This window comes from Eubacterium sp. AF34-35BH (assembly GCF_003477765.1).
Taxonomy (GTDB): domain Bacteria; phylum Bacillota; class Clostridia; order Lachnospirales; family Lachnospiraceae; genus Eubacterium_G.
On the sequence record NZ_QUDZ01000001.1, the window covers coordinates 87,045 to 99,319 of the forward strand.

Annotated in this window: 12 protein-coding genes and 2 tRNA genes; all 14 read left to right on the forward strand. The window is 32.8% G+C overall.

The features are described 5' to 3' along the window. Nucleotides 1–7: 7 nt before the first annotated feature. The 14 genes from DWZ69_RS00480 to rpsR all read left to right on the forward strand — a co-directional run bounded on the left by DWZ69_RS00480 (nucleotide 8) and on the right by rpsR (nucleotide 12,204). Nucleotides 8–412 carry a pilus assembly protein gene (locus DWZ69_RS00480; RefSeq protein ID WP_118435558.1) on the forward strand — a complete coding sequence of 135 codons (405 nt, stop codon included), beginning with the start codon at nucleotides 8–10 and terminating at the stop codon, nucleotides 410–412. A gap of 4 nt (nucleotides 413–416) precedes the next feature. Further along, complete coding sequence (locus DWZ69_RS00485) at nucleotides 417–1,721, forward strand: DUF6382 domain-containing protein (RefSeq protein ID WP_158561072.1); 1,305 nt, start codon at nucleotides 417–419, stop codon at nucleotides 1,719–1,721. Between the two features lie 145 nt (nucleotides 1,722–1,866). Continuing rightward, nucleotides 1,867–2,592 (forward strand): NAD-dependent protein deacylase, encoded by a 726-nt coding sequence (locus tag DWZ69_RS00490; RefSeq protein WP_022165689.1) that lies wholly within the window; start codon nucleotides 1,867–1,869, stop codon nucleotides 2,590–2,592. A gap of 145 nt (nucleotides 2,593–2,737) precedes the next feature. Beyond that, on the forward strand, nucleotides 2,738–4,402 hold the full coding sequence (locus DWZ69_RS00495; RefSeq protein WP_118435562.1) for a LysM domain-containing protein: 1,665 nt from the start codon (nucleotides 2,738–2,740) through the stop codon (nucleotides 4,400–4,402). Nucleotides 4,403–4,470: 68 nt separating this feature from the next. Further along, nucleotides 4,471–5,673: a DUF5711 family protein gene (locus DWZ69_RS00500; protein ID WP_117999279.1), complete on the forward strand. Its 1,203-nt coding sequence runs from the start codon at nucleotides 4,471–4,473 to the stop codon at nucleotides 5,671–5,673. 173 nt (nucleotides 5,674–5,846) lie between these two features. Then, entirely contained in the window at nucleotides 5,847–6,554 is a 708-nt protein-coding gene (locus tag DWZ69_RS00505) for a CvpA family protein (RefSeq protein WP_022165691.1), read from the forward strand. 113 nt (nucleotides 6,555–6,667) lie between these two features. Beyond that, nucleotides 6,668–6,739: transfer RNA gene (locus DWZ69_RS00510), tRNA-Glu, on the forward strand. Nucleotides 6,740–6,809: 70 nt separating this feature from the next. Next, a tRNA-Cys gene (locus DWZ69_RS00515) sits at nucleotides 6,810–6,880 on the forward strand. Nucleotides 6,881–7,202: 322 nt separating this feature from the next. Further along, the gene (locus DWZ69_RS00520; RefSeq protein ID WP_118435564.1) at nucleotides 7,203–8,957 is read left to right on the forward strand and encodes a hypothetical protein; all 1,755 of its coding nucleotides are present in this window, start codon (nucleotides 7,203–7,205) and stop codon (nucleotides 8,955–8,957) included. Next, nucleotides 8,893–10,722: an Ig-like domain-containing protein gene (locus DWZ69_RS00525; protein ID WP_118435566.1), complete on the forward strand. Its 1,830-nt coding sequence runs from the start codon at nucleotides 8,893–8,895 to the stop codon at nucleotides 10,720–10,722. The genes DWZ69_RS00520 and DWZ69_RS00525 overlap by 65 nt, the downstream gene beginning before the upstream one ends. After that, nucleotides 10,722–10,901: a DUF951 domain-containing protein gene (locus tag DWZ69_RS00530; RefSeq protein WP_117999282.1), complete on the forward strand. Its 180-nt coding sequence runs from the start codon at nucleotides 10,722–10,724 to the stop codon at nucleotides 10,899–10,901. Before DWZ69_RS00525 ends, DWZ69_RS00530 begins: the two co-directional genes overlap by 1 nt. A gap of 256 nt (nucleotides 10,902–11,157) precedes the next feature. Then, the gene (gene rpsF / locus DWZ69_RS00535; protein ID WP_022165694.1) at nucleotides 11,158–11,448 is read left to right on the forward strand and encodes a 30S ribosomal protein S6; all 291 of its coding nucleotides are present in this window, start codon (nucleotides 11,158–11,160) and stop codon (nucleotides 11,446–11,448) included. 22 nt (nucleotides 11,449–11,470) lie between these two features. Further along, nucleotides 11,471–11,920 carry a single-stranded DNA-binding protein gene (locus DWZ69_RS00540; RefSeq protein ID WP_117999283.1) on the forward strand — a complete coding sequence of 150 codons (450 nt, stop codon included), beginning with the start codon at nucleotides 11,471–11,473 and terminating at the stop codon, nucleotides 11,918–11,920. Between the two features lie 20 nt (nucleotides 11,921–11,940). Beyond that, the gene (gene rpsR / locus DWZ69_RS00545) at nucleotides 11,941–12,204 is read left to right on the forward strand and encodes a 30S ribosomal protein S18 (RefSeq protein ID WP_022165696.1); all 264 of its coding nucleotides are present in this window, start codon (nucleotides 11,941–11,943) and stop codon (nucleotides 12,202–12,204) included. The last annotated feature ends 71 nt before the right edge of the window (nucleotides 12,205–12,275 follow it).

The window sequence follows — 12,275 nt, forward strand, 5'->3', positions numbered from 1 at the left end:
AAGGTGTATGATAAAAACATTGTACAGGAAAATGGTCAGGAAAACTTTAAAAGGACAAATTACAATTGAGGCATCAATAATTGTACCAATAACAATATTAATTGTAGCATCGTTAGTTTATGTTTCTCTTTATTGTCACGACTTGGTGACTGTGAGAAGCACAGCGCTAACTTATATTGACGGTGAACAAAATGGTAATGGAGGGTGCTTTGTAATAACCCCTTTAATAGTTAAAGACGAAGATAAGATTAGCACAAAAGTAAGTGCTGATTTTGGAAGTAAAAGTAATGCTAATTTTTTAAATAAAATAATTAGTCGGAAATCAAAAGATGAAATTAAAATTCAAAAAGTGATGAATAGAGAGCTTTTATACGCAATAAGAGCTATGGAAGATGGATTTGGAAGGAAGTGATAGTATGGAAATATCTTATATAAAAGACGGAAATAGAAACACGATGATTATAAAAGACATAAAAATAGAGAAGAATGATTATAAACTTCAGATGGTATTAAACAATCATATTGAGGGATTAGTTCAAATAAGTGTGGAGTCAATAAATAATGAAACCATGTTATATTATGATATTTCGTCTAAAACACAAATGTCTAACATGTTTACCAGAAAACAAATGTCAGGTAAGGAACTTTACATATTTATAAAAGATATAAAAATGCTATCCGAGAGAATGAGTGAATATTTACTTACATTAGACAATATAATATTTGACACAGATTTAATATTTTTCAACAGACAAAAAGGAAAATATGAGTTTTGTTATGTTTCTGAGAATAAAGAAGATTATCAGGTAAATCTGAGAACTCTTTTTGATAAACTATTGGAATACATAGATCATAATGATAAAGAAGCTGTGCTTATTGCTTATGGAATTCAGCAAATGACAACAAATGCAGATTTCACATTGCAGGAGTTACTTAGATGTGCATTTGAAAATATACAGGAATATAAGAAAGAAAAAAGCAATAGCGAAAAAATAAGAACAGAAGATATAGTAAAACTTGATATAGAAAATAAAAACGAGAATTCAAAGGAAAAATATAGCATAAGAAAGAAAAACAAAAAGGAAGACAAAAAAGAAAATAGAAAACAAAATGAGAAAGAATCTGAAAAAGAAAATGAAAAGAGAAATATATTAAAATCCATAGCAGGTATATTTAAAAGAAAAGACAAATATAAAACGGAAGAAGATTTAGATTTCTTTGATTATCTTGAAGAGGAGGAAGCTTCTTTTGTTGCAGAAGAAACTGGAACTTATAAAGCTGAGGGTTATGGGGAGGAAACTTATAAGAAAGAAATACACAAAAGTGTAGGAGATTACTTTGATAATTCCGTAAAAAGTTTTTGCACAAAGAACAGTCAACAGTTTCAGGAAGACAGGACTATGGTGTTGATTAATCCACTACTATCTAAAGACATAAAACTTGTAGCAGTGGGGACAGAAATACCAATAAATATTAAGCCGTCAAACTATCCTTATATAATTGGAAAAAGCAGTTCAAGTAGTGATTTCTGTATTGATAGTGCAGTAATTAGCAGAGTACATGCACGAATTACAGAAGAGTTAGGAGATTACTTTATTGAAGATTTGAACTCGACTAACGGTACATTTTTAAATGGAGAAAAATTAGAACCTCATAAGCTGTTACCGATAGAAATTGGGGACAAAATTACCCTTGCAAACATAGACTTTATTGTAGAGTAAGAATTGTAAAGATGTTATAATAATACCAGTGTAGTTAAATATAATTGTATTTATACTTATATTTATATTTGGTATTAAATAAAATCCTTAATGTAAACCAGTTGTTTGAGAGTGAGTAACAGAACAAGAAAAAGAGGTGCTTATAATGGAAGAAAACATAAAGAAATTAAAAGAGATTATTGATGGAAGCGATAATATTGTATTTTTTGGTGGAGCAGGTGTTTCTACAGAAAGCGGAGTACCTGATTTTAGAAGCGTGGATGGATTATATAATCAGGAATATGCATATCCACCGGAAACTATTTTAAGCCACAGTTTCTATAGAAGAAATCCGGAGGAGTTCTATAGATTCTACAGAAATAAGATGCTTTTTCCTAATGCAGAACCTAATATGGCTCATAAAGCTTTAGCCAAATTAGAGGAAATGGGAAAATTAAAAGCAGTGATTACTCAGAATATAGATGGTTTGCATCAGGCGGCAGGTAGCAAAAACGTATACGAATTACATGGCTCAGTACACAGAAATCATTGTCAGGATTGTGGAAAATTCTACGGTTTTGATCAGGTTTATGAAATGGAAGGCATACCAAGATGTCAGTGTGGTGGAATTATCAAACCAGATGTTGTGTTATATGAGGAAGGATTAGATCAGAAAACCATACAACTTTCAGTGGAGGCAATTGCCAAGGCTGATGTTCTAATTATTGGTGGAACATCACTGGCAGTATATCCGGCAGCAGGTCTTGTGGATTACTATAGAGGAAATAAGCTTGTTCTTATTAATAAGAGTAAAACACAAAAAGATCAAAGAGCAGACCTTGTAATAAATCAACCGATAGGTGAAGTTTTAGGTCAGGTTGTGGAGTTATAAAGATTAAATTGTAATTAACAAGGCACTGGTGTATTCCCAGTGTCTTTTTTGTCGCAAACTTTTACAAGGGTTCAAACTGTTTTTGACAAAATAGAACAGAGCCTATGTGCTATTATCATTGGGTATTATAGAAAAGGAGGGGCCCATGATAGAGATGGTATATAGTAGCAAAGAGTCTGAGGAACAGGGAAATGTAACTATTCCTAAAAACATACGCCAAATAGGTGAAAATAATTCCAATCAAAAAATTTACGTTGAGGATAATGTTATAACAAATTTAAAGAAAAGAACAGGAAAACAGGAAGATGTAAATTATGGAGTTTTACTTGGGGAAATAAAAAGAAAAAATGGAAATACATATGTTTTTGTTAAGGGAATGGTAGAAGTAAGGGAAGTGATAGAAAATAGTTTGATTTTCAATGATGACATCTGGGCAGCAATATATAAAGACATAAAAAAATATTTCTCTAAAATGAATATTGTTGGATGGTTTGTTTCAGTACCATATAGAGTTCGGGATGATTTGAAAGGCATACGCAAACTGCATTTAGATAACTTCGCAGGCAATGATAAAGTTTGTTTTCTTACAGACAGAACTGAAAATGATGAAAATTTCTATATGTGCAAGCAAGGGAACTTAGAAAAGCAATCCGGATACTATATCTATTATGAGAGAAATGAAAAAATGAAGAAATATATTAAAAGTTTAAATAATGAGAAAAATGAAAGTAATGAGAATAATGTAGCAAAAGAAAATAGTAAGGGGGTAACTTCAAAACAAAAAGCAACCAATGACAATTTGGTGAATAATGATTTGAAAAAAATCTTGGCCGGGAATTCATCGCATAATTCAAGTCAGAATGCAAATCATAATTCAATCCAAAATTCAACCCGCAAAAACGAAAATCTAATAGACCAAAATAAAAACAAGCTTGGCACAAAGGGTGGAAAGTTAGCAGCAACTTTTAAAAATCAAAGAAATAATATGCAGGCAGGCGGCACAAATCAACATAAGACAATCAAGGGTAGTGAACATGTAGAAATAAAAGAAAGAGATATTAACAGACCAAAAAGCTTTAGAGAAATACTGAAAGAAGAAAGTGGCAACAGAAAGCAGGGGAGAGTTGCTTATGGAATAAGTGGTCTATTAATTATAGCATTATTGCTATCAACGGTTGTAATGCTAAATAATTATGGAGAACTAAAAAACATAAAACAAACATTATCCGGCTACAGCATGAATGAGGAAGCAAGAGCGGTTAATCAACAATTAAATAGTAACAGTGAGGAAACAAAGGAAATTTTAGAAGATAGTAAAGACAAATCCAAAAGTGCTACCAATAGCAATTTAGATAAAAACAACAAAGTAAGTGAAAAGGATGGTGTACAATCTGATGGCGTGAGTAAAGATATGCAAGATGAAAACGACAATCAGGAAAATATTAATCAGAAGAGTAAAAACCAGGGTGATTCTTCTCAAACCGGAACCCCAAAAAACGAAATACAAAACAACAGTTCGCAAAATAGTTCATCAAAAAATAACAGTGAGCAGAACTTTAATGAATTGGAAAACGAAAATGCAAATAGCAGTGTAAAGAAGGAAGCGAATGCAGCTAATGATTCTTCTAAAAAAACGAAAAAAGTAAACAATGTTGCAGGTATGTCTTATACGGTAAAGAAGGGACAAACCCTATACGATATTAGTATGAAAGTTTATGGAACGAGCAAAATGGTAGATGAAATAAAAGAATATAATGATATTGATGATGACTATACAATTATTGAAGGTCAGAAAATTTTATTACCATAAAAAACATAGTGCCATAATCCAAAACTTATTGTATAATCGTTTATAGATTTTAGATAGGAAGTGAGATTGTGGCACAGAGTAATAAAAATTCTGATAAAGTAAGACAGTTTAAAAAGTCTTATTTAGATTTTAATTTTATAGAGGTAATAAAGAAACATACAAATAGATTTACAATAAAAATTGCAATTTGCGTTTTGGTGGCAATCGTAGCAGTTATTGGTATATTCTTGTATAAACGATATAGTAGTTACGATGGTTATAAGGTAATTAATTCCATTAAGATTGATGGAAGTACAGAAAGTAAATATTTATCTTATAAGGATTTCGTAATCAAATATAGTGGAGATGGAATTTCTTATATTGATGATGATGGTACTGTTTGGAATGAAGCTTTTCAGATGAAGTCTCCAATGGTAGATATATGTGGAGATTATATAGCTGTTGCCGACAAAAACAGCAATGATGTTTACATATATAATCAGGATGGCAATCAGGGAAAGGTAACAACTAATTTCCCAATTGTGAAAGTGGAAGTTGCAGAGCAGGGCGTTATAGCTGTTTTGTCAGAAGATAAAGATGCCAATTATATAGAAGTTTATGACAGAGACGGAAATAAGTTGGTTATTCACAAAACCCTTTTAGATGAAAACGGATACCCTCTTGATTTCTCAATATCAAAAGATGGGGACAAAATGGCAGTATCATATATAACTGTCAATAACGGTTCTATGAGTAACAGAGTTGTGTTTTACAATTTTTCTAATGCAGGTAAAAATTCCACTGACAAAATAGTGGGAGAGTTTGACCAGTACAAAGAGGTTATTGTACCTACGGTAAAATTTGTAACAAACGATGATGTTGTAGCAGCAGGTGAGAACATTCTGTCTTTGTATGGATTTAAAAATAAACCTTCATTAAGGGAAGATGTTAAAATAAATGAAGAGATTCAGAAAATATTTTATAGTGACCAGTATGTGGGCGTGATTCTAAAAAATACTAATAGTAAGTTCCCATACAGAATACAGGTTTATGACTTGAATGGAAACAAAAAAATGGAAAAAGAAATCAAATTAGAGTATGATAATGTTTCTTTTTCAGGGGATAATGTTTTAATGTACGATGACATGAACTGTCAGATTATATCTTTTGATGGAGTTCAGAAGTTTAAGGTGACATTTAATGGAGCAGTAAATGCAATTATTCCAATTGATGGTTCAAGAACTTTTCTTATTATGACAAAGTCAAAAATACAGAAAGTTAAATTAAAATAAAAAATTAATTGTGTGAAAACAGAAAAATCTTATAAAGTTGTTTAAGATAGATTATACAAATTATAAGAACGAATCAAAAAAAGATAAGGGAAAAGATAAAGAACAAAATAATTTAAAAAATCAGATTAACGGAATAACAAAAAGAAAAGGAAATTTCTTTAAGGAGAATACTAATGGGAAATACATTATTAATAATAGTAGGTATATTTATGGTTGCAATGACGGCAATCGGCTTAAAAAGAGGAATGCTTAAGATGGCATTTTCGCTTATATCAGTAGTAGTAGTTTTATTATTGGTTAATATTTTGACCCCTCCAACTAAGCAGTTGTTGAAAGCAACACCAATTTATACAGGCATACAAAACACAATAGAGGAATATGTTAGTAATAACATAGAATCATCGGCACAAAGTGTAACACAAACAGGTGTTGGTGCTCAAAAGAAAATTATTGAAAAATTGCCTTTACCAAAGGAAATAAAAGCAACGCTTAATGAAAATAACACTGAAGAAAGTTACGCAAGTTTGAAAGTAACTACTTTTTCAGAATATATAGCTGAGTCTTTAACTGATATGGTTATGAATGCAGTTACCTTTATTATTTTATTTGTTATATTAACAATTCTTGTGAAGATTGTAGTTCATGCCTTAGATATTATCGCTAAGTTACCTGTTCTTAGAACTTTCAACACTATTGGTGGAGCATTAATAGGTTTAGGTGAATCATTAGTAATTATATGGATTGCCTGCATTGTTGTAACAGCATTCAGCGCAACAAGTTGGGGACAGCAGATTTGTACAGGAATATCAGAGAATGGATTGCTAAGTCTGATTTATGACAACAACATTATTCAGCATTATATAAGCGGAATCTTCAGCTAAGAATAAAGATTATAACAATGAAAATAATATAAAAATAAATATAAAAAACTCTTGACAAATAAAAATACATTTGATAGACTACTAAAGCTGTTAAGAAACAAACAGCTTTATATGGCTCCTTGGTCAAGCGGTTAAGACATCGCCCTTTCACGGCGGTAACACGGGTTCGATTCCCGTAGGAGTCACTTCCGTTAAGAATTTTATTTCTTGACGATAACAAGAACCCTTGATATAATAAAGGGGTTCTAAATATAAGGCGCAATAGCCAAGTGGTAAGGCACGGGTCTGCAACACCCTGATCACCAGTTCAAATCTGGTTTGCGCCTCTTGAGAATCGTTCATGTGAGCGGTTCTTTTTTTGTAGCAAAAGCCCAGCAAGCGATATCGTGCTTGCACGAAATATCATTTGCCGGGCGTAAGAACATCGAAACGCTATGCTTTGAGATGTCTGCTAGCTACAATCGAGTAGGAGACAGCCTACTCGGTTGTAATAAAAAATTCCTTCGTAATTTCTTATTACACAAAAAACGTTCCGCTAAAAAACGATATTCTTTGCTATGGATTTTAGTGTACTGCTGTGGTATCATTGAAGTAGTGGGCTAAAATTAGAAACAGAATTTGCCGATTATTATAGGAAGGAAACGTTATATGTTTGTAGGAAGATATGGAAGAAATACAGCGGGAGGTTTTGTTTCAAAGACTAAACCACCAATTAAGAAAATAGTAATTTCATTTATTATAGTAGCAGTTATTGAGTTTTTAGCATTTTATGCATTTCTCCCACCATTGAATATTCATTCTATGGAGTTTTGGGAGTTTCAGGGATTCTTTATAGTAGCATTCTTTTTGTTCACATTTAAAATTCCTAATTTTGAAGAGGCAAAAATTCAGTACAATATTGTATCAAAGATATTTGGTATAATTATTTTGTTGGCAGTAATAATTGTAATTATTGGAAATGTAATTTCTGCAAAGATATTTAACGCAGGCAGATATTCATCTTTAATAGATATAGAGAACACAAAATTTGAAGATACTATTAAAGAAACAGATACAATAACAGACGTAGCTTTAATGGACACAGATAGTGCAAAGGTAGTTGGACAAAGAGCTATCGGAGCATTATCAGATGTAGTAAGTCAGTATGAGATTGGAAGTGATTATAGCCAAATTGCATTAAAAGGTGAACCGATGAAAGTGGCATCTTTGGAATATGCAGGCTTTTTCAAATGGTTTAATAATAGAAAAAACGGAATACCAGGTTATGTATTAGTTGATGCTGTTAAATTTGAAGCTAATTATGTAAAATTAGACAAGCCAATTAAATACACAGAATCTGGCTGGTTTAATGACAATTTGGAAAGACATTTAAGATTTAAATATCCAACAGCAATATTTGAAGGCTATTATTTTGAGTTAGATGAAGATGGCAAGCCATATTATATCTGCCCTACAATGACTGCGCGAGTAGGCATGTTTGGTGGTATGGATGTAAATGGCGTTGTTATCTGTGATCCATGTACAGGCAAAACTAAGAAATATGATTTAGACGATGTGCCTAAGTGGGTCGACAGAGTATATGATGGAGATTTGATTGAGCAGAAGTATAACTGGCATGGAATGTTGGCAGACGGATTTATTAATAGCGTAATCGGTCAAAAGGATTGCAAGAAAGCAACGGAAGATTATGGCTACAAAGTAATTGACAATGATGTTTGGATTTACACAGGAGTAACTTCTGTTATAGATGATTCTTCAAATATTGGATTTGTAATGGTTAATGCCAGAACGGGCAAGGCAAAATATTTTAACGTGGCAGGAGCAGAAGAGTTTTCAGCCATGGAAGCCGCAGAAGGTCAGGTACAGAATCTTGGCTATGATGCAGCATTTCCATCTTTAATAAACATTGATGGAAGACCAACTTATTTTATGGTGTTGAAGGACAAAGGAAATCTTGTAAAACAATATGCATTGGTTGATGTAAAAAAATACAGCATTGTAGCAACAGGAACAAGTCAAAAAGATACATTAAATACTTACAGAAAACTTATAAAAGAAAATGGTGTAAAAACAAGTTCAGGTAAGTACAAAAATATTGAACAACAGTACAAGCATGAGCAGGTTACTGTTAAGGATATTAAATATATAAATATGTCAGGAGAAACCTATGTGTACATTACAAGTAATGTCGGTAATGTATATAAGATGAAGTTTTCTGATGATGAAACAATTGTTTTTGTTCAACCGGGAAGTAAAGTCGAGATATTTTATGATGAAAGCAATGAAACAGGAATACGCAGTATAGAAGAGTGGAAAGTGCAAGGTGAAAACGAAACAAATGAAACAACTAACGAACAAACAGGTAAACAAACAGAAGAAGCAACAAAAAACAATAATCAGTAAATGTGTAAGCGCAGTTTTAGTGCTGGCAATGGTTATAACTTTATGTAATGTTCCATACAAAGCAAAGGCGGCAACAACATATTCAATGTCAACGTCAGCGATAACATTACTAAAAGGAAAGAAGCATAAATTAAAAATTGTCAATGCACCAAAAAATGCAAAGATTAAATGGAAAACTTCTAACAAGTTTGCAGTTACCGTATCAAAAAAGGGTAAATTGAAAGCCGTTAATTACGGAACAGCAACAATTAAAGCTACTTATAAAAAGAAAAATTATTATTGTCAGGTTACAGTTCCTGACAGTTCAAAACGAGTTACATTAAATACTTATAACGTAAGTTTGGTAGAGGGAAGCACATATCAGTTACAGCCAACATCAGCCAAAACAGTTAAGTATTTTTCAAACAATGATCACATTGCAACAGTTCATGCAAATGGATTAATAAAGGCGCATAATCCGGGAACAGTAGCCATTGCAGCAGAAAATTCTGAAGGATATGCAACATGCACAGTTACAGTTACTCCAAATGAAGAAAATCAGACAGCTTTGGATAATTCAGTTAGCAAAAAAACTACAGCAATTAGACGTTTAACAACTAAGAACAATATAAAATACGAAAGAATTACATGGGCTAAGAATAAGATAATACGATTTAAGATTGCAAATTTAGATTCAGATAACGTAAAAAAATGCGTTTGGTCTACTCAGGATGATGAAATATTGTCAAAGCCAAACAATGACAGCAACGTAATAGTGGCTGGTGCCAAAACAGGAACAACAGGAAAAACAACTATTACGGCTACAGTAACAGATAAGACAGGAAAAACAACAACATATAACAATACCGTTTATGTAACAAAACCCGGAATTAACACAAAGAATCTTGTGCTAATGGGACCTAACATGGGAGCGAACAGACAGCAGTACATATCTTTTTCCGGAATGTCGAAATACAGTAAGATAACATGGGATATGTCACATGCACCGCATGTATCTATTGTAAAATATCACAATAAAGCTAGCATAGTCGGACACAAGGCAGGTTCAGGTGTGATTAAGGCAACTGTTGATGGAAAAAAATATAATGTAAATTACACAGTTTACAATCCTAAATTTAAGTCAATTAAAGCTGTTTTAGCAAAGAAGAAAACAACAACGATTAAAATTGACGGCATTACAGGCCTTACACCTACATATAAAAGTAGAAATACTGCAGTTGCAACAGTTGATGCTAACGGAAAAATCAAAGGAAAAGGTTCAGGGGTAACATTTGTAGATGTGAAACTTGGTAGCTATACAAAGACATATCGTGTGGAAGTTGCAGCCACAGGTATGAAAACAATAATTTCTAAAGCACAGAAAATCGTTAATACTTGGAAATACAATCAGGGAAAACGTATGCAGTATGGGTATTATGATTGTTCATCATTAGTATGGAAGGGATATCAGGTATACAAAAATTACAACAAGAAGTTGGGTAGCACTTCCTGGGCATATACAGCAGGAGAGTTATTTGACTACTTAAAAGGTAAAAATCAGATAGTATACTACGGTTATATAGGATACAACTATATGAAACCGGGTGACCTTATTTTCTATGGCGATTACAATAGTGCGGTAATGTATAGCACACCTGGAAGAACATTAGATATTTACCATGTGTCAATGTATGCCGGAAATGGTAAAGTTGTAGAAAAAGGCGGTAAGACAATAAATTATAACAACACAAAACACATTGTTGGAATAGGAAGGGTAGTTAAATAGTGGAGTACAATATTGGAAATATAGTAACGCTAAAAAAAGGCCATCCCTGCGGAACAAATCAGTGGAAAATCATACGAACAGGGGCGGATTTTAAGTTGAAGTGCTGTGGATGTGATAGAATAGTAATGATTCCGCGGAAAACATTTGAAAAAAGTGTAAAAAAGATAATTTCGGAATAATACCTTAAGATAATTTCGAAGTTCTGTTTTATGCAACCAATCCAGAAGTTAGTTTTGCATTCAACCAATTAATTATAATTAAATAAGTTTTAATTATAATTAATTGAAAATTAAATACACAAAATTAAACAAAATGTAGAAAAGCCCTTGATTTAGGGGCTTTTTTATGTTATTATGTATATTCGTGAAAAAAATAATTTTTCCTTGCTTTTTTACTTATAGGTAGAAAGGCCAGAGACCAAAAGGAGGTAAACGCATGAACAAATATGAGATGACAGTTGTTATTAGTGCAAAACTTGAAGAAGAAGGAAGAACTGCAGAACTTGACAAGGTAAAAGCTTTTGTTGAAAAGTTTGGTGGTACTATTGCTAACATTGATGACGCTGGAAAGAAGAAATTCGCTTATGAAATCCAGAAGATGTCAGAAGGTTACTATTACTTCATCACATTTGATACTGATAATGTAAACGCTCCAAGCGAAATAGAAAGCCAGCTTCGTATTATGGAAAATGTCCTTAGATTCATGACTGTTGCAGTAGAAGCATAGTTAAGATAGAGAGGTATTTAATATGAACAAGATTATACTAATGGGTCGTTTGACTCGTGATCCTGAAGTTAGATATTCAACATCAGGTGACAATCAGTTAGCTATTGCTAGATATACATTAGCAGTAGACAGAAGATTCAAAAGAGATGGAGAGCAGACAGCAGATTTTATCAGATGTGTAGCATTTGGTAGAAGCGGTGAGTTTGCAGAAAAGTACTTCCATCAGGGAACTAAAATCGTAGCAGAAGGTCGTATTCAGACTGGAAGTTATCAGGACAAAGATGGTAAGACAGTTTACACTACAGAAGTAGTTGTAGAAAATCAGGAGTTTGCAGAAAGCAAAGCAGCGTCTGATAATAACGCAGGATTTGCTCAGGCACCTGCAGCGTCAGCACCAACAGCTCCAGCAGGAGATGGTTTTATGAACATTCCTGATAATGTAGACGATTCAGGATTACCATTCAACTTTTAATTAAATTAGGAGGTCAAGTTATGCCATATAATAAGAGTGAAAGACCAGATTCTCCAATGAGAAGAAGAGGCGGTCGTAGAAGAAGAAAAGTTTGTGCATTCTGTGCAAGCGAAAATAAGGCAATCGATTATAAAGATGTAGCAACATTAAAGAGATACGTATCTGAAAGAGGAAAAATTCTTCCTAGAAGAATGACAGGTACATGTGCTAGACATCAGAGAGCTCTTACAACAGCAATCAAGAGAGCTAGAAATATCGCATTAATGCCATATACAGTAGAATAATCGCGAAGCTTTGAGCAAAGCGTCACAATAAAAGAAGAGACAGGCAACCCGTTATGCTTGCATAAACGGGA

Excerpts from the sequence above, each read along its gene's own strand:
- DWZ69_RS00520 (WP_118435564.1), top strand. The coding sequence starts at position 7,203 with ATGTTTGTAGGAAGATATGGAAGAAATACAGCGGGAGGTTTTGTTTCA.
- DWZ69_RS00540 (WP_117999283.1), top strand. The coding sequence starts at position 11,471 with ATGAACAAGATTATACTAATGGGTCGTTTGACTCGTGATCCTGAAGTT.
- DWZ69_RS00505 (WP_022165691.1), top strand. The coding sequence starts at position 5,847 with ATGGGAAATACATTATTAATAATAGTAGGTATATTTATGGTTGCAATG.
- DWZ69_RS00525 (WP_118435566.1), top strand. The coding sequence starts at position 8,893 with ATGAAACAACTAACGAACAAACAGGTAAACAAACAGAAGAAGCAACAA.
- rpsR (WP_022165696.1), top strand. The coding sequence starts at position 11,941 with ATGCCATATAATAAGAGTGAAAGACCAGATTCTCCAATGAGAAGAAGA.
- DWZ69_RS00490 (WP_022165689.1), top strand. The coding sequence starts at position 1,867 with ATGGAAGAAAACATAAAGAAATTAAAAGAGATTATTGATGGAAGCGAT.
- DWZ69_RS00485 (WP_158561072.1), top strand. The coding sequence starts at position 417 with ATGGAAATATCTTATATAAAAGACGGAAATAGAAACACGATGATTATA.
- DWZ69_RS00480 (WP_118435558.1), top strand. The coding sequence starts at position 8 with ATGATAAAAACATTGTACAGGAAAATGGTCAGGAAAACTTTAAAAGGA.
- DWZ69_RS00495 (WP_118435562.1), top strand. The coding sequence starts at position 2,738 with ATGATAGAGATGGTATATAGTAGCAAAGAGTCTGAGGAACAGGGAAAT.
- rpsF (WP_022165694.1), top strand. The coding sequence starts at position 11,158 with ATGAACAAATATGAGATGACAGTTGTTATTAGTGCAAAACTTGAAGAA.